Origin of the sequence: Streptomonospora mangrovi, assembly GCF_027604915.1 — a bacterium.
Taxonomy (GTDB): domain Bacteria; phylum Actinomycetota; class Actinomycetes; order Streptosporangiales; family Streptosporangiaceae; genus Streptomonospora; species Streptomonospora mangrovi.
The window spans coordinates 85,210-106,970 of record NZ_JAJAQC010000018.1 but is presented as its reverse complement, the minus strand read 5'-3'; the positions used below and the strand labels follow the sequence as shown (position 1 = coordinate 106,970).

Here is a 21,761-nt window from a genome sequence, read left to right as displayed (position 1 = left end):
CCATGTCCGCCACCGACCACCTGCCCGGCCACGCCCACCGCGCGCACCGCCCCACGCGCCCGCCCGGCCTGCCCCCTGCCCTGGCGCGCGCGTTCGCCCCCGACTCCCCGGGCCCGGCGCTGCCGCCCGGGCCGCGGGTCAACCCGTGGCGCGGGGCCGGCGCCGCCCCGGTGGCGGCCCCCGACCGCGAACGCGACCTGCTGGCCGCGCTGTGGTCGGGGGAGGGGTTCCACCGGAGGGCCGACGGCACCCCGACCGGGATCCGCCGGCGCCCCGTGCCCTCCGCCGGCGGGGCCTACCCGGTGCAGACCCACCTGGTCGTCGGCGCCGGCGGCGCCCTGGAGGCGGGCCGCTACGTCTACGACCACGAACACGACACCCTGCTGCGCCGCGACGACACCGCCGACCGGGCGGCCGGCTGGACCGCCGAGGACGCGAACGACCGGGCGGCGGGCACCCACGTCGTCCTGACCGTCCAGCCGGGCCGCAGCTTCGGCCGCTACCGCCACCGGGCGTGGCCGCTGTGGGTCGCCGACACCGCCTACGCGCTCGCCGCCGTGGAGTTCCTCATCGGCGCGGACCCCGCCCGGGTGCGGCTGGGCCCCGGCGCACCGCTGCGCGCTCTGCTCGGCGTGCCGCGCGCGGCCGAGCCCGACCGGTGGCTTGGGCGCGGACTCGTCCCCGAGATCCCGCTCGCGGCCCTCGAACTGCCGGCGTCGTGGGCGGTGGCCCCCGGGCGCCGCGACGCCCTGGCCGGCCGCCGCTCGCCGGCGCTCAGCGAGTTCACCGCCGCGGCGCGGCACCGGCCACGAGCGGACGGAGCCGACCGCGCCGCCGCGGCCTGCGGGCAGGCGTGGGTGCGCGGCGCCCACCGCCTGGCGACCTGGTCGGTGGCGGTCCACGCCCCGGCCGCCGCCGTCGCCGACGCCCTGTGGCGTTCCCACCGGGCCGCGGCCGGCCTGTGCTACGCGGGCGCCCTGTCGGGCCGGTGGCGCTGCCGGCCGGTGTCGGGCTTCAGCGCGACCGGGGGCCGCTGGACCGTGCACGCCCTGGCAATGCTGCCCGGCGACCCGAGCGCCGCCGAGGGGGCCGCGCCATGATGGTCGTCCGCGAGCTGTGGCGGGAGGCGGCCCGGTTCCCCGCCGCGCTGGCGCTCAGCACCGCGCTGCTGGTGCTCGTCTTCTTCACCCACCTCGCCCAGGCCGTCGCGATCGCCTGGGCGATGTCGGCAGTGCTGGGCGGACACCCCCACGACGTGTTCGCCGCGCTGGCTCTCATCGCGGGGACCGCCCTGGCGCGGACGCTGCTCTCACTCGCCCAGACCTCCGCCGCCACCGGGCTGGGCGGCCGCGTCCGCCAGGCCCTGCGCCGCCGCGCGATGGCGGCCGCGCTGGTGCCCGAGCGGCTGCACGACCCCGCCGCCCGGGCCGGGGCGATGCGCGCCGGCCTGGGCGACGGCGTCGACGGCACCGACGCCTACGTCTCCAAGTACATCCCCGCCGTCGCGCAGGTGTTCCTCGCCTGCCCCGCCGTGGTGGCCGCGCTGCTGCTGCTCTCCCCGGCGGCGGGGCTGTGCGCGGCGGCGGGGATCGTGCTGGCGCTGCTGGGGCCCATGGCCTGGAAGCGGATGATGGCCCGGCGCGGGCTCGACCACTGGGACAGCTACGAGGCGCTCAGCGCCGACCTGCTCGAAAACCTGCGCGGCATGGCGACCCTGCGCGCGCTCGGCGACGTGCCCGGCACCCGGCACCGGCTGGACACCCGCTCGGAGGCGCTGCGCCGCGCCACCGAGCGCGTCATGCGGGTCTCGCTGGCCGAGACCGCCGTGATCGACCTCGCGGTCCAGGGCGGCATCGTCGCCGCGGCGGCCGCGGCCCTGGGCCACGCCCTCACCGGGCAGGCCCCCTCCGTCGAGACCTACCTGATCCTGCTGCTCGCCTCCGAGGCGTTCCGCCCGATCCGGGACCTCTCCCGGCACTGGCACGCCGGATTCCTCGGACTCACCGCCGTGCCCGGCCTCGCCCAGCTCGGCGCCTTCACCCCCGAGCGCGCCACGGCACCGGACGAGCCGGCGGCCGCACCCGCCGGCGCCGCGCCGCGCGGGGCGGCGCCAAGCGGCCGCGCGGAGGCGCTGCGTGTCTCCGAGCTGAGCTTCCGCTACCCCGGCGCCCCCGACGACGTCCTGCGCGGACTCAGCCTGACCGCCCGGCGCGGATCGCTCACCGCGATCGTGGGGGAGTCCGGAGCGGGCAAGTCCACCCTGTTCGACCTCCTCCTCGGCTTCCTCACCCCGAGCGCCGGCCGCATCATGCTCGACGGCCGGCCGGTGCGCGCCGACGACATCGCGGTGGTCTCCCAGCGCCCGGTGCTCTTCGCCGGCACCATCCGGGACAACCTCACCCTCGCCGGCGCCCCCACGGAGGCCGAGATCACCGCCGCGTGCCGGGCCGCCGGAATCCTGGACGACATCCACAGCCTGCCCCGCCGGTTCGACACCGAGGTCGCCGAAGCCGGCACCAACCTCTCGGGCGGGCAGCGCCAGCGCCTCGCCCTGGCCCGCGCCCTCCTGGCGCACCGCCCGGTGCTCCTCGTGGACGAACCGACCAGCGCACTGGACGCGGCCCGCGCCGCGGAGGTCGTCACGACACTCCACCGCGTCGCCCGCGACCGCATCGTCATCATGATCACCCACCGCCCCGAGACCCTCGCCGGCGTCGCCCACGTGCTGCGCCTGGACGCCGGACAGCTCCAGAGGAGCGCCCCGTGAACACCGCCTCCGCGCTCCGCGCCTTCCGCGCCCTGCTGCCCGCCCTGCGCCCCGAGTGGCGCGGCATGCTCCGGAGCTACCTGGTCGGCACCGCCAGCGCGCTCGCCCTGGCCGCCCTCACCGTGCTCACGGCGTGGGCGGTCGGCCACGCCGTGGTCGACCGCACGCCGCCCGGAGCGGCCTGGTGGGTCCTCGTCGGCGGGCTCGTGCTGGCGCGCACCGTCCTGACCTGGCAGGAGATGGACGTCTCGCACGCCCTGGCCTACCGGGTCCTGGCGCGGCTGCGGATGGCGCTGTTCGACGCCTACGCGCGCAGCGTCCCCGGGCGCCGGCGCGAGCACTCCGGCCGCGCGGCCGCCGTGGCCATGGGCGACATCGAGAAGCTGGAGTTCTTCTACGCCCACACCGTCGCCCAGCTCGGCGCCTCGATCACCGTGTTCCTCACCACCCTCATCACCGCGAGCGTCCTGCTGCCGGAGGCCGGGGCGGTCATGCTCGGCGGCAGCGCGGTCGTGGCCACGACGGCCCTGTACTGGGCGCGCACGGCGCGGCGGCTGGGCGAGCGCGAGCAGCACGAGCGGTCGGCCCTGTCCGAGCGGATCGTCGACGCGCTCGGGGCCCTGCGCGAGGTGCTCGCCTACCGGCTGGCATCGCGCATCATCGCCGAGACCGACACCGCCACCCGGCGCGCCACCGCGATCACGCGCCGGCGCGAACTGCTGGCCCAGCTCGTCACCGCCGTGCGGGAACTCGTCGTCACCGCCGTGGTCGTCGGGGTCATCGCCGTCAGCGCCGCCGCCGCGGGCGTGCTGACCGACGGCGCCGACGCGCGGCTGTCCCCGGCGCTGCTGCCCGCCCTCGTGGCCCTGGCCGTCGCCGGGGTCGCGGCGACCACGGAGGCCACCACCACGCTCACCCAGCTCCACCCCCTCATCGCCAGCGCCGGCCGCGTCGCCGCCGGCCTCAACCGCCCCCCGGTGGTGACCGTCCCGCGCGCGCCGCGCCGGCTGCCCGACGGGCCGCTGGGGCTGCGGTTCCGCGACGTCTCCTTCGCCTACGACTCCCGGCGGCCCACCCTCACGGCCTGGTCTGCGGAGGTGGCGCCCGGCGAGCACGCCGGCCTCGCCGGACCCTCCGGGGCCGGCAAGAGCACCGTCATCGCGCTCGCCGCCCGCCTCTGGGACCCCTCGGCCGGCACCGTCGAACTCGTCACCGCCGACGGGGCGGGCTTCCCCGTGAGCGAACTGGACGACACGGCCCTGCGCGGCGCGGTCGCCCTGGTCGACCAGGACGCCACCCTGTTCCACGGCACCGTCCGCGACAACCTCCTCCGCGGCGGCCGCCCGCGCCCCGACAGCGACCTGGCCGCCGTGCTCGCCCGCGTCGGCGCCACCGGCTGGATCGGCCTGGACGACGACCTCGGCGAGGACGGGGTGCGGCTCTCCGGCGGCCAGAAGGCCCGCCTGTGCCTGGCCCGCGCCCTCGCCCGCCGCCCCCGCGTCCTCCTCGTCGACGAGGTGACGGCGAGCCTGGACCCCGACACCGAGCAGGCGATCTCCGACGTCATCGCCGACTTCGACGGCACCGTCCTCATCGCCTCCCACCGCCCCGAGACCCTCGCCCGCTGCGACCGGATCATCGACATCACCGCCCCCACCGGCCGCGACCGGGAGCCCAGCGTCCTCTGACGCCCTCCCCGACAGCCGCCGCCGGCGCGGGACGGTCCTCGGGATCGAGGACCTCGGTGAGGATCGTGGCGTACGGCGCCGCCCGCCCGCGCCCAGCGCGAGACCGGCGTGGAGCCGGTGAGCATGCCGGCCGGACCGGCCTTGGTCGGTGACTCGGTGTAGGCGATGGGACCCCTCATCACCGGTGCGATGGCGACGGGTGAATCCTTTCGGGGGGTCGGGGCCTCTTATGGGGTGATGGTCGCGTCGAAAGGGAGAAGTGGGATGGGTTCGGAGGTGGGTGCGGTCGACCGTGGCTGGGCCAGTGAGCGTCTCATCAGGGCTGCTCAGAGTGGTGACATGGAGTCGATCACCGCGGTGGTGCACAGCGCTCATCCGCATGTGCGGCGCTTCGCCGAACACCTCTGCGCGTCATCGCAGGACGCCGAGGACGCCGCGCAGGAAGCGTTGATCGTTCTCTACCGCAAGATCGGTTCCCTGCGCGCCTCGGCCGCGCTGGCCTCCTGGATGTTCCGCATCGTCAAGCACGAGTGCCTGCGCCGTGTCCGGCGGCTGCTGGACCACGGCGGTGGAGCCGACGCCGTGGCCGTAGCCGTGGCGTCGGCCGAGGAGGAGGTCCTCGAGCGTCTGGAGGCGGAGCGGGTCGCAGCGGCGATCCGGGAGCTGCCTGACATCCAGCGCCGCGTGTTGATCATGCGCGACGTGCTGGGCTACCCGGGACGGACGGCTGCCGAGGCGCTCGGGCTGAGCACCGCGGCGATGAAGTCCCACCTGCATCGCGCCCGGACCACGCTCCGCCTCAGCCTGCGCGAAGAGGCATCACCGACGTTCGACCAGAACTGATCGCCTTTGACAACCCTGGTTCTGAGAGGAAGTTCCACCATGCTCGAAACCGGATCGACCGCACCGCGAATGGTGCTGGAAGACACCACAGGGCAGACCGTCCGCATCTCCGACTACCAGGGCAAGCACCCGGTCCTGCTCTACTTCATGCGGTCAGCGTCGTGCCCGGTCTGCAACCGGCACGTCCACGACCTCGTCAACAGCGGTGACGGGCTGGAAGCCGCGAATGTCCGTGTCCTGCTCGCGGTCCCCGACGACCGGGAGCAGGCGGCCGCCTGGAAGGCCAAACGCCAGATCCCGTTCCCCGTTCTCACCGCCCGGCGCGGCACCCCGCACGAGATGATCGGCCTGAGCAGGAAGATCTTCGGTTCGATGCAGCAGTCCGGCAGCCTCCTGATCGACACCCACGGAGTCATCCGCCACGCCCACGGCGCCACCATCCCCACCAACGCCTACGACAGGAAGGGGATCACCGCGGCCATCGCATCCCTCCGCGCCCCAGCCTGACCTCTGACCAATCGGCCGGGTGGCGGGCGTGGGCAGCGGCGGTTGTACCGCTCCGGCCGGGGAGACGCCAGGTCGTCGTTGTAGCAGGCGATGCGGTCTTTGGTTTGGTCCTGCCCAGCGGGGCCTCTGCTTCATCAAGGTCGATTCCGAGGTTGATACTGGGTGGAGCGGGGTTTGAGGGCGGTTAGAAAAGGCCGGGGAAGACCCACCGCGCCAGGGGGGTCGCCACCACGCCCAGGAGGAAAAACAGCATCTGCTGGAACCAGGCCGCGCGGCCGGCCCGCCGGTGGCCCTTCTCAACGGTGGCCTCCACCAGCCGCGTGACCGCCTGGGCCTGCTCGTGGTCGAGCGCGGCCAGCTTCTCGTACTGCTCGCGCTGGGCGCGCAGCCGCTCCAGCGCCACCCGGCGGGTCTCCAGTTCCGCAGAGACCTCCTCGATCAGGCTCGCGCCTTCCCGCAGCCGGGCGTGTGCCTGGTCGATGCGCTCCTCCATCCCCAGTCGAGCATTCCCTTTCCGCTCGGGCATCACCTTCGTGAAGACGAGGAGGAAGACCACAACGACGAAGAAGCCGGGTGTGAACCATTCGGGCAGTGGTTCCTCGAACCACTCCACCGCCGTCGAATCCGGCAACACCAACCATGGAACGCGCATGCGCCCAATTCTCCCCTGGCGCACTCCGAGCGGGCTCAGAACTCCCGCCGGCGGTGGGAAGTCGGCGTGAACGGGCCGAGCCGGAACCAGGGTGGCATGAGTGCCGAGTACCGGTGCTGTCTGGACGCCCACATTTTTCCGTAAATGGGGGAACGGCCGCTGATCAGCATCTGCAACAGCCACGTGATCTGCAACAGCACGGTGCGCGCCCGGCGCACATGATCGTCTCCAGGTTCGCTCCACGGGCCGGTGCCCGGACATGGAAAAAGGCCGCCGAAGCAGCCTTTGACCTGGGGTGATTCTGGTGGGCGATACAGGATTCGAACCTGTGACCTCTACCGTGTCAAGGTAGTTCGGGTCATCCGCTGACCTGGCCCTCCGTGTGAAAGCGCAGGTCAGAGGCCGTCATTGGGAGCCGTTCGGCGCCGTTTAGCACCCTTGGGACGAGTTGGCGTCTCCATTTCGTCTCCATGCCCCCGGCGGAGGAAGGCCGTCTCCATGACCGGCCGCGGCATGCGTCCTGGGTAGTGTTCACCGGCGAACGGCTCCCGTGTATGGCTGATGACCTGCAAGGGAGTGCGAGTCCCCATGTCGAGTCCGGCGTGGTCCCGCTGGATCACCACGACCACCGTCCTGCTTCTGGCCGCGATCGCGGCCGTGGTGTCCTACGCCCACATGTTCGAGTTGGCCCTGCGCCATGGCGAGCCGGCCTGGCGTGCGGGGCTGTTCCCGCTGTCGGTGGACGGCATGATCGTCGCGGCGTCGATGGCGCTGCTGGCCGACGCCCGTCAGGGGCGGCGCGGGGGAGTGCTGCCGTGGGCGCTGCTGGTGGTGGGCAGCGCGGCGTCGCTGGCGGCCAACGTGGCGGTGGCCGACCCGACACTGTGGTCGCGGGTGATCCATGCCTGGCCGAGTTTCGCGTTGATGGGTGCCTATGAGTTGCTGATGCGCCATTTCCGTGTCGCGGCCGACCGCGAAGAAGCGGCGAGCCCACGCGGTGAGCACAGGGTGGGAGACGAGAACGAGGACACGGCCGCGCCTGCCGCGCGGCAGCGCGGCGGCGAGGGCACCGCTTCTCTCCATGTCGTTGGTTCGGACGACGCCTGCCATCTGCCCGGGGTTGGTCCGGATGGTGCGGCACCTGCGCTTCCTCGGGTCCAGGTCGAAGCTTGGCAGTGGGCGGTGGAGCATCGCAGGTCGGATGGGTCTTTGCCGAGTGGGGAGGAGATCGCCGCGGTCTTCGGTCGCAAGCCGCGGTGGGGCAGACTGGTCAAGCAGCGAGGTCAGCAAGGTGCGTTTCGGCGGGTGGTCGCCTGACCTCCATGGCGCCAGAGGGCGGTGTCGCCCCTTGAAGTAGATCGAGGTTGTGACGAGACTGATTGAAGTTTCGTGTCACCGCCAGACCCAAGGAGAGATATCTCGGTGTCGCAACACCACTCTGGGGACACGAGGACCTACGGTTCATCGGTTGCTATGACCTGCGTAGTTGCACTACCGGCGGACCGCTGCAAAAGGTCGCGCTTTGCTAAGTCCGTTGGTGGGCGCGACCAGCGACTTTACCTTCGGGTCGCTGATCATCCCTGGAGGGATCGCAAGCAGCGCTGGAGGTGGCACTCGGGCAGGCGCACCCGTCGCTGATCATCCCTGGAGGGATCGCAAGACCAGGACCTCGCCGACGACGGCGATCTCCTCGGGTCGCTGATCATCCCTGGAGGGATCGCAAGGGCGGCGCGCATACCGGCGCGGGCCTGGGACCGCTCGTCGCTGATCATCCCTGGAGGGATCGCAAGCGCGATGTGCGGACCCGCTGGATCGCGGTGGGCTCCGTCGCTGATCATCCCTGGAGGGATCGCAAGCCGGTGTCGGGAGGCCGAACCCAGATCCCGCCCCGTCGCTGATCATCCCTGGAGGGATCGCAAGTCGTGGCGCGCGACCCCCACGAGATCACTCTCAGGTCGCTGATCATCCCTGGAGGGATCGCAAGCCGCGGGAGAGGCCGGGCAGGCCGACGACGCGCACGGTCGCTGATCATCCCTGGAGGGATCGCAAGCCGACCAGCTCCTAGAAGACGGCGACCCCGACGGGTCGCTGATCATCCCTGGAGGGATCGCAAGGCGATCCCCCAGCGGGCCAGCGCCAGGCGCACCAGTCGCTGATCATCCCTGGAGGGATCGCAAGCCCCCTACCGGCCAGCCCGCCGCCGTGCCGCCGGTCGCTGATCATCCCTGGAGGGATCGCAAGGACAGGGTCCACACCGCCACGGGCGCGGGCTCAGGGTCGCTGATCATCCCTGGAGGGATCGCAAGGCCCACCAGTGCGAGCTGGCGTTGACGGCCAGGCCCGTCGCTGATCATCCCTGGAGGGATCGAAAGATGGTGGCGTGGCGGGTCGGCCGGTCGGCCGAGGTGTCGCTGATCATCCCTGGAGGGATCGCAAGCGGTCTTGGCGGGCGTGCTGGTGGGGTGGCACTCGTCGCTGATCATCCCTGGAGGGATCGCAAGTCGCCGGCGGTGCGGGCCATCCGCAGCGCCTGCACAAGTCGCTGATCATCCCTGGAGGGATCGCAAGGCGTCGGCGGCGGCGGAGGCCCAGGTGTCCATGTCGGGTCGCTGATCATCCCTGGAGGGATCACAAGACCTGGTCGGGGCCCCAATCGAGCAGGCTCACGGGTCGCTGATCATCCCTGGAGGGATCGCAAGTGGCCGCCGGCCACGAGCAGCCCGGCCAGGACCAGTCGCTGATCATCCCTGGGGGATCGCAAGAACCACACCAGCAGCGCCGTGATCATCCCCAGCGGCGTCGCTGATTATCTCTGGAGGGATCGCAAGGCACGGTGGTGGGCGCCAAGGGCGCGGCCGGTGAAGGTCGCTGATCATCCCTGGAGGGATCGCAAGGCGATGCGCGCGGCGCGGCGGCGCAGCAGTTGGAGTCGCTGATCATCCCTGGGGCGAAAGAGGCCGCAATAAGGTCCGCATGGCACGTGAGAGGGCTTTCTAGGGAGGCGACGCGGCCAATAGAGGGCAAGCAAAATCATTGAAAGAGGACATTAAGTTCTTGATGGGACGAAAAATGCCATCGGGTTCATTTTCTCCGACGTGCTGATTTTGTCCTCCCTGACTGCTATCCCTTTGCCACGACGACTCACCAGGCGGGTGGCGATGAGGTTTCGGGTTGATGTTGCGGCGTCGGTGCCGCAGATGGCGTGGGAGGACGTGCACGGCCCGGCGCGGGCGGTGGTTTATGAGCTGATCGGTGGCCAGAACCCCGACCTGGCGGCCGGGCTGCACGATTCGGGGTGGCAGGGGTCGCCCCTGCGGCCTGTGGGGGTGTGCCCTCCGGTGTTCTTGCGGGCACCTCGCAAACGCGGCTGCTACGCGACCTCGCCCCAGGGCATGGTGCGACTGGGTTCCCCGGTGCCCCAGATCGCGGCGACGTTGCTGGCGGCCCTGGGCGGGCGCAGCGAGTTGCGCTGGGGCCCGGTGCCGCTGCGCGTGCGCGGAGTGCAGTTGGAGCCGGCGCCCGACCACAGTGCGGGGGTGGCGCTGCTGGAGTCGGTCTCTCCGGTGGTGGTCAAACGCGACGACCGGTTCCTCGTTCCCGGCGATGCGGGCTATGAGGACCGGCTGGTCCACAACCTGCGCCACAAGGCCGACGTGCTGGGACTGCCCAACGAGGTCGAGGTGGAAGTGGTCGCCTCAGGGCCGCGCCGCCGCTTCGACACCGCGAAGGGCTTTCGTATCGGGGCCCAGGCCACGGTGCGGGTCGCGGCCGCGCCCCAGTTGCTGGACGCGATCTATGACTGGGGGCTGGGGCTGGCCACCAACCAGGGGTTCGGGTGGGTGAAGTGACCGCGTCCACCATCCCGCCGCGTGTGGCGCTGACCGGTCACCCGCTGCAACGCTGCGGCGCATGGGCGTTGGCCGAGTTGGCCGGGTGCGCTCATCCCGCGGAGTTGGATGACGCGGATCTGGACCGCCTGGCGGCCCGCATCGTCGCCGACGTGGTGGCAGCGGCCACCGCGGCCACCGGATCCGGTGCCTATGACTGGTGGAAGGTGCTGTTCGCGCTCTATCCCAACTCCAAGCCCACCCACGCCAAGCGCGTTCGCGACCCGGCCGTGCTCGCCGAGGACGTGACCGCGCTGCTGGCGGCCGATGGCTGGCAGGGGCCGGTGCGGCCGTGCGTGTTCTGCGGGGCGGCGTGTACGGTGCTGTGGGCCAAGTCGACCTTGCCGATGTTCGACTCCTTGCGGGCCATCAACACGCTGCCGCCGCGCGTGGCGGGATGGCCGGTGTGCCGCTCGTGCCGTCTTGCGGTGTGGGCGCTGCCCTACGGGGCGTGGGTCACGGCCGGATCGGCCACTGTGCTCACCTGCGAAGCCGACGGCGTCGAGCGCGCGTTCGTGGCGCGCCACGTGCGACGCGCCGCGCGTATCGGCCAGCTCGGTTTCGAAGGGCTGGCCTCCGGGCGGGGACCTGAGGCGGAGGTGCTGCGGGCGCTGCGCGCCCACGCTGACGCGCCGGCGCCCGCCGTGCTGTGGACGTTCAAAAACGACAACCAGGAACCGTGGCTGCGGGTGAGCGCCATACGCGCCGGCGCGGTCGGGTTCCTCCACCGCATGCCCGCCGATCCCGACTGCGCGGCCGGATGGTCGGCCCTCAAACGCGCCCTGCACCGCACCGGCTCCTCCGGCGAGGTCGTCCTCGACGGCGCCACCGCCGCCGCCCGCACCCTGTTCGACCCCGACCAGGCCCCCACCGACCGGCTGCTGGACCTCCTGTGGCGGCTCAGCCGCAACGACGAGCCGTCCTCCCTGCGGATGTGGCGGTGGCGGGCGCTGGCAGCCCTGTATGTGAAGGAGATGCACGCCATGGACCCCCAGCGCCTGCGGCCGGTGGCCGAACTGATCGCCCGGTGGATCGCCGCGGACTCCCGCCGGGGCCGGTTCAACGAGTACCGGCGCGCCGCCGGCAGCGCCTACCCGCTGTCCCGGCTGCTCGTGGAGATGAGCGCCCGCCTCTACCGCGACGGCCACGTGGTGGGCGACCTGACCGATGTCACCCCCGAACTGCTGGCCGCCGGAGAGCAGGGCTGGCGCACGCGTGCCTGCCTGTGGTTCGAGGTGATGGCCGAACTCCACCGCCAGGGCGTGACCATCTCCGAGTCCCCCCTCGAGGACGACACCGACGAGGAAGCACCCACCCGATTCGACCCGTTGGCCGATGAGGCCGAAGCAGACGAGGACTACGCCTGATGAGCTACCTGGCCGGAAAGATCGTGCTCGCCGTCACCGCCGGCGCCCCCAACAACGCCAAGGGCGAGAACACCACCACCCCCGTCAAGCAGGCGCGGGTGCGCAACAAGACCTACCCCTACGTCTCGGCGCAGGCGTTTCGCCGCTGGATCCGCGACACCATGACCGACGCCGGCGCCGTGCCCTCGCCCATTGAGCGGGCCGGGGCGAACAAGGCGCAGAAGGCCACCACCGCGGCCGACCCCGTGCGCTACGCCGACGACGACCTGTTCGGCTACATGAGGACGGGCGCGCGCAAGAAGGACGAGGAGGCCACGACGCTGCGCGACAGCCCGTTCATGACCGGCACCCTGATGGCGGTGGAGCCGGCCCGGCCCACCGAGGACTTCGGGGTGATGTCACGCGGCGGCAACGACCCCGTGCTGCACTCCCACCAGTTCTACACCGCCGACCTGGCCGCGCCGTTCGTGCTGGATGTGGCGCGGGTGGGCACCTTCACCCTCGGACGGGCCGGAGGCAAGGCCAACTACCTGTCGCAGGAGGCGGCGTTGCAGGCGGCCGCGGCCGTCGAGGCGGGCGCGCAACTGGTCGAGTTCCGCGGCCAGCAGGCGCTGCGGCTGCCGATCCAGATGCGCCGCGAGCGGGTGGCCGTGCTGCTGGAGGCCATCGCCGATCTGGTCGGCGGCGCGAAGAAGGCCCTGCACTACGGCGACCGCACCCCGGCGCTGCTGGCGCTGGTGGCGATGACAGGGGGAGCCAACCCGCTGGGGTTCGTGATCGACGGCGCCCAGGACGGCAGCGGGCTGCGGGTGCGCGCCGCCGCGCTGCGCGAGGAACTGCGCGCGTGGGAGGGCAACTGGGAGGCGCCGGTGCGCCTGGGGTGGCGGCCGGGGTTCCACGACGCCGCGCGGACCGCTTTCGAGGCCGAGGCGGAGGACCTGATGAAGGCGGGTACCGTGCGCATCGACCACCCGCGCACGGTGCTGCGCGGTCTGGCCGCCGAGGTCCGCGCCGGCGACGTGGACCACTGGTTCGAGGACCCGCAGCGGTGACGCCGACAACCACGCCCGCGCGCGCGCCCGTGGATGCGGTGCGCATCGAGTTGTTCGTGCCCGTCGCCTCGTTTCGCGACCCGATGTTTCCCGGCGTGAGCCGCTGCCTGCCGGTGCCGCCTCCCTCCACCGTGCGGGGCATGCTGGCCGCGGCCACCGGGCGCCCGTCCGAACCCCTCACCCTGGGGCTGTGCGCCCATGCCCGGGGCCGCGGCGTCGACGCCGAGACCTACCACCCCATCGCCGCCGACGGCTCCAACCCGGCGGTGGGCGGGCGGGTGCGCCCCGGCAAGGGCGGCACCACGCTGCGCGAGCGCCCCTTCCTGGTCGACTTGTCGGTGACGGTGTGGGTGCCCGAACCCGAGGCCGAGCGCATCGCGGCGGCGCTGCGGCGCCCGGTGTGGGCGCTGCGGCTGGGCCGCTCCCAGGATCTGCTCCACCTCACCTCCATCACGCGGGTGCGCCTGGAGCCGGCCGAGCGGGCGGTGGTGGGCCACGCCCTGGCCCCGGCAGGCACCCACGCCGCCCCGCAGGCCACCGCCCTGCGCCTGGCCGAGACCGTGAGCGCCGACCGGCTGGACACCGTCTACGGCGACTACCTGTGGTGCGCGCACCCCGCCGGGGAGCAGCAGGTGCGGGGAGCCTATCGCGACCCCACCGACGGGCAGGCCGTGTGGCTGGCCAGCCCCGAGGCCGGCGCCGAGGACCAGCCCGGCGAACTCGCGCAGGTGTGGGCGAAGTCGGCCGCCTACTCCCCGCTCGGTCGGCCCGAGACGCTGACCGAGCACAGCGGTGAGGTGCGCGGCGCGGCCCGCGCACTCGCCCAGCGCATCGGACCGGCCGGTGTGCTCGCCCGCCACCCCGGCTTCTGGGAGGCGGTGGAGACGGCCGCCCTGCTCCACGACGCCGGAAAGGTCGCCAACGGGTTCCAGCACCAGGCGCGGGGCGGCGAGGCATGGGGCGAGCGCCACGAGGTGCTGTCGCTGGCCTACGTCGACCTGCTCACCCGCCACCTGCAACCGTGGCGGCGGCGGTTGATCGCCGCCGGGGTCGCCTTCCACCACAGGCCGCTGCGGGCGCCCCACCGGGCGCGGCAGGTTCCCCTGGCGCTCGCCGAACGCTATCCGGCCGTGGCCGAGTGGGAGAAGAAGTTCGGCCGCGACCCCGACGCGCGTCCCGGACGCCCTCGCATCCAGGTCCCCGCCGCCCGCCACCGGGCGCTGCTGGACTGGTTCGCCGACCGGCTCGGCGCCCCCCGCCCCGAGGCGGAGCGGCGCCGGCTGTGGGAACTGGCCCGCGACGCCTTCGCCGAGGTCCGCACCGCCTGGTCGGCCTCGGTAAGCGCCGAGGACGGCCTGGTGGCGGTGCTGGCCCAAGGCGCCGTCACCCTCGCCGACCACAGCGCCTCGGCCCGGGTGGCGCTGCAAACCCACATGCCGCTGCCCAGCGACTACCTGGCCCGCATGGCCGCCCCCTACCCCCACCAGAAGACCGCCGCCGACACCCTCGGCCACCTGGTCCTGTGCGCGCCCACCGGCAGCGGCAAGACCGAGGCCGCCCTGGCCTGGGCATCCACCCAAATCGCCGACATGGACGGCCAACCCCGCCTGGTGTGGGTGCTGCCCTACCGCGCCTCCATCGACGCCGCCCGCCGCCGCCTGGCCAACGACCTCGACCCCGCCCCCGGCCACGATGCCCCCGACATCGGCCTGCTGCACGCCCGCGCCGCCCTCACCCTGCTCACCGAGGCCGCCTGCCCCGATGACGCCCCCGCCGCCCGCGCCACCGCGGCGGCCCAGGCGCGCGCTCAGGCCCACGCCATGCGCACCCTGTTCGCCCAGCGGGTGCGCGTGGCCACCCCCCACCAACTGCTGCGTGCCGCCATCGCCGGGCCCCGCTACGCGAGCATGCTGCTGGAACAGGCCAACGCTGTCATCGTCTTGGACGAACTCCACGCCTACGACCCCGACGTCTTCGGCCGCATCTGCGCCGCCATGGGCCTGTGGGAGAGACTGGGCAGCCGCATCGCCGTCACCTCGGCCACCCTGGCCCCGCCCATGCTCGAGCTCATCGCGGGCCCCGACAGGCCCAGCCTCACCGCGCCGGTGAGCGTGCACCGCGCACCGCCCGGCACCGCCCCCGACCGCCACCGCCTCGCCCTCGACGACCACCCCCTGGCCCACCCTGACAGCCTGGAGCGCGTCCGCGGCTGGCTCACCGACGGCTACAGCGTCCTGGTTGTGGCCAACACCGTCACTACCGCCCGGCACCTCTACCTCCAGCTCGCACCGCGGGCCCGCGAGCTGCGACCCGGCGACCCCGACGCCGCGCTGCTGCTGCACTCGCGCTTCCGCGGCCGCGACCGCGCGGACATCGAAGTCCGCATCCAGGACCGCCACCCCGAGCGCGCCCCGGGCGAGCCGCCGCGCCGCGGCGGCCTGGTCGTGGCCACCCAAGCCCTCGAAGTCTCCCTCTGCCTGGATTTCGACCGAGGTGCGAGCGAACGCGCCCCCGTCGAAGCCGTCGCCCAGCGCGCCGGACGCGTCAACCGCCGCGGCCGCCACCCCGAAGGGCCGGTGGAGTTCCGGGTGCACCACACCGACGAGCCCCATCCCTACGCCCCCGGCGCCGTCGACGCCGCCTGGTACGCCCTACACCAGGCCCCTGGACCCCTCATCTCCGAACAGACCATCGACGACTGGCTGCGCCTGGCCTATGACACCGAGTGGGGCCGCGCCTGGCTGGATCAGGCACGCCGGGCCCGCGACGCCTTCACCGCGGGATTCCTCACCTTCACCGAGCCCTTCGATGACCGCGGCGAACACGCCGAAAAACTCGACGCGTCCTTCGACACCGTCGAGATCCTGTACGCCGGCGACGTTGACGAATACGAGGACCTGCGCCGACAGCACCCGCTACTGGCCGCCGACCTGCTCATCCCCATCCGCCACGCCCAGTTCCAGCGTCTGCATCGCGCTGGCCGCATCCGGCCCCTGCCGGGTACCCGGCCTGTGCTGTGGTGCACCGACCTGCCCTACGACTCTGAGACCGGCCTCGACCTCACGTCCGTTTCCGGACCGGCACACGGGTAGGACGCGATCGTGTGAACGCGTCCACCGGGGCCGCCGACAGCGGTATCGGCGGCGTGTTACATCAAGTACCTCGCCCACTGCCCCCGCCAACTCTGGCTCTATGCCACCGGCTACCGCCCCGAGCACCGCAGCGACACTGTCTCCTTCGGCGAAGCCCTCGACGCCACCACCTACACCCGTCGGCGCGACGTCGATCTGGGCGAAGCCCGCATCGACTGGGTCACCACCGGCGCCCGCGTCCACGAGACCAAGTCCTCGCGTCGGCCCTCACCGCAGCACGCCGCCCATGTGCGCCACTACTGCCTGCTGCTGGCACGCCTGGGTGTCAATGTCGCCGGCGGGGTCGTCCACTATCCCCTCATCCGGCGCACCACAACCGTGGAATGGAACGCTCAGGCGCGCCGCGAGGCCGAGGAGACCGAACAACGGGCCCTCGAGGTCATCGCCGCCGACCAGCCCGCCCCGCGCCTGCCACGCAGCCACTGCCGCGGCTGCTCCTACCGCGACTACTGCTGGGGAGACCAGTGACCGCATCCGCACGCAGCTATTGGCTCACCGAACCCTGCCGCATCCGCCGCGAAGACAACAGCATCCGCATCGAGCGGCCCGACCGCACCCCCATCCGCGTCCCGGTCACCGACATCGCAGACCTCGTCCTGTTCGACCACGTCGACGTCAACACCTCCGCGATGTCGCTGCTCAGCAGGAACGGCATCACCGTGCACGTGCTCGATCACTACGGCAACTACGCCGGTGCCCTCACCCCCGCTCACGACATGGCCTCCGCTCGGGTCCTGCGCCGCCAGATCGCCCTTACCGGCGACGACTCCCAGCGCCTCGCCATCGCCCGCTCGCTGGTCGCCGCCACCGCTGCCAACGTCGCTTGGGCACTGGAGACCGACCTGCTCGACGCCCCGCTGCGCCGGCTGACCGACGACCTGCCCGCCGCGCAGTCCAGCGACCAGTTGATGGGTCTCGAAGGCAACTTCCGGCGCAGTGCCTGGGAGGTCCTGGACACGATGCTGCCGCCCTGGCTCCGGCTCAACGGGAGAAGCCGTCGCCCGCCCAGCAACGCCGGCAACGCGTTCATTAGCTATGTCAACACCATCGTCTACGCCCGCACCCTGACCGCTCTGCGGTGCACGCCGCTGCATCCGGCAGTGGGGTTCCTGCACGCCGACACGGATCGGCGCCGCAATACCCTCGCCCTCGATCTCGCCGAACCCTTCAAACCACTGTTCGCCGAACGCCTCCTGCGCCGCGCGGCCGCGCAGAAGACGCTGCGGGAATCGGACTTCGAGAGCGAGGTGGCGCGCGCATCACTCAGTCGAGACGGACGAAAGAAAGTCGCCGAGATGCTGCGGACCGAACTGTCGGGCACGGTCTATCACCGCAGCCTGCGCCGCAAGGTCAGCTATGAGGAGATCATTCACCTCGAGGCGCTCAAACTCGTGCGGCTGTGCCTGGAACAGACTCCCTACAAGCCGTTTCGCCCCTGGTGGTGACCATGTTCGTCATCGTCGTCTACGACACGCTGGCCGAGCGCAACCCGAGAATCCTCAAACTCTGCCGCCGTTACCTGCACTGGGTGCAGCGCAGCGTCTTCCAGGGCGAACTGTCCGCCGCACAGCACCGTTCGCTCACCCACTCGATCAAAGACCTCATCGACACCTCATATGACAGTGTGATCATCTACCGCATACAGGGGCCTCATGGCGTGCAGACGCAAACCATCGGCCAAAGACTGGCCCACGAGGGCCCGGTGATATGACTTACGTAGAACCGTGTCTGACCTGCACGGCTGCACTACCGGCGGAACGCTGCAATCGAAGGCCTTCCGTGGTTGTCCACGCGTCTGTTGACCTGCGCTTTTACCCTCGGGGTCGCTGATCATCCCTGGAGGGATTGAAACCGCCGGTGAACCGCGCGCCGTCGAAGGTCACCGTGGGTCGCTGATCATCCCTGGAGGGATTGAAACACCCCGCACCCCTCGGGCAGCTGGGCGTCACCGGGGTCGCTGATCATCCCTGGAGGGATTGAAACCTCAGGACGAGGAAGATCTGGCGCATGCGCTCCCGGTCGCTGATCATCCCTGGAGGGATTGAAACTGCGGGCGGTGGAAGGCCACCGGGATCATCTCCGGGTCGCTGATCATCCCTGGAGGGATTGAAACATCAGCGGGAGAAGCGCCCGCGCCAGGTCGGCCGGTCGCTGATCATCCCTGGAGGGATTGAAACCAGCAGTGCGCGCACCGGGGGCACGCGGCGCGGGTGTCGCTGATCATCCCTGGAGGGATTGAAACCCGCTGCTGGTGCTGCTGCGCGCCACGTCTCCCCCTCGTCGCTGATCATCCCTGGAGGGATTGAAACACGCCGGGATCCCGTGGGAGGCGGCGGCCGCCGAGGTCGCTGATCATCCCTGGAGGGATTGAAACCTGTCGATGTGGACCGTGGGGGCCAGGACGTCAAGTCGCTGATCATCCCTGGAGGGATTGAAACCCCGCCGCTACACCGCCGCTGCCCAGTACCACTCCGTCGCTGATCATCCCTGGAGGGATTGAAACCGGGACGCGAGCACGCACAGGGAGCACGAGAGGCGGGCCGCTGATCATCCCTGGAGGGATTGAAACCCGAGGACGGCCGGGAGTACTACGCCGTCAGCTCGCCGCTGATCATCCTGGAGGGATTGAAACGCCTGCTGCTCAAGCAGGTCGCCACCATGCTCGTGGCCGCTGGTCATCCCTGGAGGGACCGCAACGGCAGAGTGGTCGCCCGCCGCAGGTCCCGCGTCCGTGTCGCTGATTATCGTGGCGCTGCATGTGGAGGTCGGTGGCGTGTCAGGGCGCGGTGTGGTGGATCCAAGACGCCTCCGGAGTTGCGTCAGGTCCACAGTGGCTCCTGGACTTGTTCGAAGGTTTCCGATGGCGGTTGTGCGTGAAGTGCGAGGTCGGGGCTGCGGGCGTCCATGTTGTGCTGCTGGAGTTCGGTGGCTTCTGCGCGGACGCGGTTGCGGGCCTGTAGGAAGCGGACGCGGGAGACGTCGGGGAAGTCCGCCGCGACGGCTTCCTCCGGGTCGCCGGCCCGGAGGCGGTCGGCGATGGCCGCGCTGCGCAGTCGCCAGCGCGTGGGGTGCCCGTGGTGTTTGAGCGTGTTGGCAACGGCCACCGGCCCCAGGCCGTATCGTTGCTCGATCTGGGCGTTGGTGGCTCCGTCGCGTAGTGCTGCTGCGACGGCGGCGGCGCGCTCCTGCGGAGTGGCAGGGGCCGCGCGGCCGCCCTCGCCCGGCGGAGCGTCCTCGTCCGCGGCGATCCCGGCCGAGCGCAGGCATGAGCGCACCAGGTCGGGTGAGTAGCCGAGCTGCAGCGCTGTCGCGCCGATCGAGCGGCACTGGCGGTAGGCGGCGTGGATGGCGTCGGTGTCGGGCGGCTGGAACCCGATGTCCAGCAGCCGCTTCCGCTTGTCAGCGGGCAGGCTGTACCAGCGGCGGTGGTTGCGCGCCACCCAGTCCCACAGGCCGAAGGTGGCGCCGGTGGCGGGGTCGGGGACCCGCTCGCCCTTGGCGGGTTTGAGGTGGCCGTGGGCCTGGTGGAAGAGCGCGGCGAAGTGGTAGGCGTGCTCCCATTTGCGGTCGGCCTGCTTGCGGTGGGCTGCGGACCGCCCGTCCCAGTCCACGTTGCGCTGCTCGTGGAAGGCCACGGCCTCGGCACTGAGGCGGCCCTGGGCGTGGGCGGCGCGGCGCGTGCTGAGCATCTGCCCCACCCCGAGGCCCTCCGCGGTGTAGTCGGCGGGCACGTTGATGTGGCCGTGGGCGGAGTAGAAGTCGTCCAGGGCCTTGCGGTAGCGCGCCTCCTCGGCCTCGACGACGTTCCAGATCATGCCGTATGCATCCCACCAGGCGATCTCCTCCTGGGGCATGAGGCCGCGGCGGCGGGCCTGGCGGCGGTTGGTGATGTGCTGGCCCAGGGGGTACCCGGTCTCGGTGACGTGGTCGGTCGGCACGCGGAGGTGGCCGAAGGCCCGGTAGTAGGCGTCGGCTTCGCGGCGGCCGCGCTCCATCTTCCACGCGGTCTGGTTCCAGACCATGCCCATCGCGTTGAGGGCGTCGACCACAGTTCCGCGCACGCCGCTGCGGTGGCGCTCGCGCCAGCGGTGCAGCCAGCGCCCCAGGTCCAGCCCGGTGCCGGTGACGTGGTCGCGGGGCACGGCCAGGTGGCCGTGGGTGCGGGCGTAGGCAGCGGCCGCGCCCAGGTACTCCTCGACGGGCGGGGCCAGCACGCGGCTGACGGCCAGGCCGACGGATGCGGCGAAACCGGGCGGGACGGGCACTCCCCGCACGTGCAGCCAGTCCGGCGCCGAAGCCGCGGCAGGGGTGGCGTCGGGTGCCCCTGCGGCTGCGTCGGTCTGGGCCCCGTGGGCGCGCAGGGTGCGGGCGGCCTGGTCGTAGATGGTGGTGTCCATCGATCCCAGGGCGCGCAGGGCCTGGCGCAGGGTGTCCCATTCCGGGTCGGCGAGGGCCTCGTCCAGGTCCTGCTCGGAGCGCAGGCGCACCGGCACGATGAACGTCGCAACCTTGTCGGGGCGCTGGTCGGTGCGCAGGGCCCGGCTGAGGGTCTGGATGAGGTCGATGATGGAGCCGCTGCGGTGGGTGAGGGCGATGGTGTCGCAGGCGGGGGCGTCGAAGCCCTCGGTGAACAAGCGGACGTTGGTGATCGCGCGGATGTCTGCCGTGCTGTGGTGGGAGAACCAGTCCAGGACCCGGCGCCGCACGGCGCCGGAGTGGCCGCCGTTGAGGTGGCGGGCGGCCACCGTGAGGCCCCCGTGGTCGCTGACCAGCCGGGCGGCCTGGGGCAGGGTGGCCGCCCACGCTTTGGCGTCGGCCACCCGGGGGTGGAAGCTCAGCAGCCGCCGCCCGCCGAACTCGGCCATGGCCTTGAGCACGGCGATCTGGCCGGCCAGCACGTCAGCGGTGACGGAGGCGCCCCCCTCGCTGATGCTCAGCGCCTGCTCGCCCAGGCCGTGGACGTGGGCGTCGGTGACCACCGCGGCCACCACGCGCCACCCGCACAGCAGGCCCCGGTCGATGGCCTCGGCGAAGCCCAGGGTGTAGCTGCGGACGCCGAACACGTCGGGGTCGGCCATGGACACCGCGCTGTCGTCGCCGGCGGCCTTGCCGGTCAGGACGCGGGGGGTGGCGGTGGTGTAGCGGCGCTTGGCCGCGGGCAGCACGGCGTCGTCGTGGACGCGGGTCCAGGTGCCGGTACCCACCAGGTGGTGGGCTTCGTCGGCCTGGAGCAGGTCCCAGGGCGGCAGGCCGTGGCGGGCGTGGGCGGCGGCCACGGTGGTGCAGGCGCTGTCGTAGGTGGCGATCACCGTGGTGCGCCCGGGGCCGGAGGCGGCCTGGGCCAGTTCGGCGGGGTCGGTGGTGACCACGGCGCCCAGCCCGGCCAGGCGGGGGTCGGCGGCCAGGGAGGAGTCGGAGCAGACGATGACGACGCGCCCCAGCCCGGTGTCGCCGCCCAGGCGGCGGTAGTCGCTGATGGCCTGGGGGATCAGCAGGATCCGCGGGACCACGACCAGGGTGCGGCCGTGGGGGGCCAGGGCGTCGGCGACCGCGCGGCCGATCACGGTTTTGCCGGTGCCGCAGGCCAGGACGTCGTGGGCCCGGTCGAAGCGGGCGAGGTGCTTGAGAGCGGCTTCCAGGGTCTCCACCTGGTGGGGCCGCAGGTGGATCGCGGTGCCCAGCGCGGCGGGTTCCAGGGACGGGTCCAGGGCGGGTGTGCTCATGGTGTGGGCCCTTCGAGCGCGCCGGTGGGGGTCGGCCGGTGTGCTGGGGCTGGGGCCCGGCGGGGCGGCGCGGCCGGCCATGAGGACGGGAGCGGAAAGCGTGTGGTCATCGGCGGGTGGTGT

At 72.1% G+C, this 21,761-nt stretch carries 15 protein-coding genes, 1 tRNA gene and 2 CRISPR repeat arrays; of the genes, 13 read left to right on the top strand and 3 right to left on the bottom strand.

What is annotated here, in order from left to right:
• Positions 1-2 precede the first annotated feature (2 nt).
• From LG943_RS12910 to LG943_RS12890, 5 genes are all read left to right on the top strand, one after another.
• Complete coding sequence (locus LG943_RS12910) at positions 3-1,100, top strand: nitroreductase family protein (protein WP_270072494.1); 1,098 nt, start codon at positions 3-5, stop codon at positions 1,098-1,100.
• Positions 1,097-2,767, top strand: a complete 1,671-nt coding sequence (locus tag LG943_RS12905; protein WP_270072493.1) for an ATP-binding cassette domain-containing protein — start codon at positions 1,097-1,099, stop codon at positions 2,765-2,767. Before LG943_RS12910 ends, LG943_RS12905 begins: the two co-directional genes overlap by 4 nt.
• Positions 2,764-4,455, top strand: a complete 1,692-nt coding sequence (locus tag LG943_RS12900) for an ATP-binding cassette domain-containing protein (protein WP_270072492.1) — start codon at positions 2,764-2,766, stop codon at positions 4,453-4,455. Before LG943_RS12905 ends, LG943_RS12900 begins: the two co-directional genes overlap by 4 nt.
• A gap of 339 nt (positions 4,456-4,794) precedes the next feature.
• Complete coding sequence (locus LG943_RS12895) at positions 4,795-5,298, top strand: RNA polymerase sigma factor (RefSeq protein ID WP_270072491.1); 504 nt, start codon at positions 4,795-4,797, stop codon at positions 5,296-5,298.
• Positions 5,299-5,337: 39 nt separating this feature from the next.
• Positions 5,338-5,805, top strand: coding sequence for a peroxiredoxin family protein (locus LG943_RS12890; protein WP_270072490.1), 468 nt, complete (start codon positions 5,338-5,340; stop codon positions 5,803-5,805).
• Between the two features lie 184 nt (positions 5,806-5,989).
• Here the strand turns inward: LG943_RS12890 and LG943_RS12885 are convergent, their stop codons facing one another.
• Entirely contained in the window at positions 5,990-6,457 is a 468-nt protein-coding gene (locus LG943_RS12885) for a hypothetical protein (protein ID WP_270072489.1), read from the bottom strand.
• 302 nt (positions 6,458-6,759) lie between these two features.
• Positions 6,760-6,834 (bottom strand) — tRNA-Val (locus LG943_RS12880).
• Between the two features lie 211 nt (positions 6,835-7,045).
• Here LG943_RS12880 and LG943_RS12875 point away from each other — a divergent pair.
• The 8 genes from LG943_RS12875 to cas2 all read left to right on the top strand — a co-directional run bounded on the left by LG943_RS12875 (position 7,046) and on the right by cas2 (position 17,626).
• Positions 7,046-7,774: a DUF2637 domain-containing protein gene (locus tag LG943_RS12875; protein ID WP_270072488.1), complete on the top strand. Its 729-nt coding sequence runs from the start codon at positions 7,046-7,048 to the stop codon at positions 7,772-7,774.
• A 249-nt stretch (positions 7,775-8,023) separates the two neighbouring features.
• Positions 8,024-9,156: a CRISPR direct-repeat array (repeat unit 30 nt; unit sequence GTCGCTGATCATCCCTGGAGGGATCGCAAG).
• Positions 9,157-9,615: 459 nt separating this feature from the next.
• Entirely contained in the window at positions 9,616-10,305 is a 690-nt protein-coding gene (cas6, locus tag LG943_RS12870; RefSeq protein WP_270072487.1) for a CRISPR-associated endoribonuclease Cas6, read from the top strand.
• 104 nt (positions 10,306-10,409) lie between these two features.
• Entirely contained in the window at positions 10,410-11,711 is a 1,302-nt protein-coding gene (locus LG943_RS12865; RefSeq protein ID WP_270072486.1) for a hypothetical protein, read from the top strand.
• Positions 11,711-12,763 (top strand): type I-B CRISPR-associated protein Cas7/Cst2/DevR, encoded by a 1,053-nt coding sequence (gene cas7i, locus LG943_RS12860; protein ID WP_270072485.1) that lies wholly within the window; start codon positions 11,711-11,713, stop codon positions 12,761-12,763. The genes LG943_RS12865 and cas7i overlap by 1 nt, the downstream gene beginning before the upstream one ends.
• Positions 12,760-15,855, top strand: a complete 3,096-nt coding sequence (cas3, locus tag LG943_RS12855) for a CRISPR-associated helicase Cas3' (protein ID WP_270072484.1) — start codon at positions 12,760-12,762, stop codon at positions 15,853-15,855. Before cas7i ends, cas3 begins: the two co-directional genes overlap by 4 nt.
• A 60-nt stretch (positions 15,856-15,915) precedes the next feature.
• Positions 15,916-16,383 (top strand): CRISPR-associated protein Cas4, encoded by a 468-nt coding sequence (locus LG943_RS12850; RefSeq protein WP_270072520.1) that lies wholly within the window; start codon positions 15,916-15,918, stop codon positions 16,381-16,383.
• Positions 16,380-17,360, top strand: a complete 981-nt coding sequence (cas1b, locus tag LG943_RS12845; protein WP_270072483.1) for a type I-B CRISPR-associated endonuclease Cas1b — start codon at positions 16,380-16,382, stop codon at positions 17,358-17,360. The genes LG943_RS12850 and cas1b overlap by 4 nt, the downstream gene beginning before the upstream one ends.
• A 2-nt stretch (positions 17,361-17,362) precedes the next feature.
• Entirely contained in the window at positions 17,363-17,626 is a 264-nt protein-coding gene (cas2, locus tag LG943_RS12840; protein WP_270072482.1) for a CRISPR-associated endonuclease Cas2, read from the top strand.
• A 110-nt stretch (positions 17,627-17,736) separates the two neighbouring features.
• Positions 17,737-18,484: a CRISPR direct-repeat array (repeat unit 31 nt; unit sequence GGTCGCTGATCATCCCTGGAGGGATTGAAAC).
• A 250-nt stretch (positions 18,485-18,734) separates the two neighbouring features.
• Here cas2 and LG943_RS12835 read toward each other — a convergent pair.
• Complete coding sequence (locus LG943_RS12835) at positions 18,735-21,638, bottom strand: DEAD/DEAH box helicase (RefSeq protein WP_270072481.1); 2,904 nt, start codon at positions 21,636-21,638, stop codon at positions 18,735-18,737.
• Positions 21,639-21,761 lie beyond the last annotated feature (123 nt).

Excerpts from the sequence above, each read along its gene's own strand:
- LG943_RS12910 (WP_270072494.1), top strand. The coding sequence starts at position 3 with ATGTCCGCCACCGACCACCTGCCCGGCCACGCCCACCGCGCGCACCGC.
- LG943_RS12905 (WP_270072493.1), top strand. The coding sequence starts at position 1,097 with ATGATGGTCGTCCGCGAGCTGTGGCGGGAGGCGGCCCGGTTCCCCGCC.
- LG943_RS12895 (WP_270072491.1), top strand. The coding sequence starts at position 4,795 with ATGGAGTCGATCACCGCGGTGGTGCACAGCGCTCATCCGCATGTGCGG.
- LG943_RS12890 (WP_270072490.1), top strand. The coding sequence starts at position 5,338 with ATGCTCGAAACCGGATCGACCGCACCGCGAATGGTGCTGGAAGACACC.
- LG943_RS12885 (WP_270072489.1), bottom strand. The coding sequence starts at position 6,457 with ATGCGCGTTCCATGGTTGGTGTTGCCGGATTCGACGGCGGTGGAGTGG.
- LG943_RS12875 (WP_270072488.1), top strand. The coding sequence starts at position 7,046 with ATGTCGAGTCCGGCGTGGTCCCGCTGGATCACCACGACCACCGTCCTG.
- cas6 (WP_270072487.1), top strand. The coding sequence starts at position 9,616 with ATGAGGTTTCGGGTTGATGTTGCGGCGTCGGTGCCGCAGATGGCGTGG.
- cas7i (WP_270072485.1), top strand. The coding sequence starts at position 11,711 with ATGAGCTACCTGGCCGGAAAGATCGTGCTCGCCGTCACCGCCGGCGCC.
- cas2 (WP_270072482.1), top strand. The coding sequence starts at position 17,363 with ATGTTCGTCATCGTCGTCTACGACACGCTGGCCGAGCGCAACCCGAGA.
- LG943_RS12835 (WP_270072481.1), bottom strand. The coding sequence starts at position 21,638 with ATGAGCACACCCGCCCTGGACCCGTCCCTGGAACCCGCCGCGCTGGGC.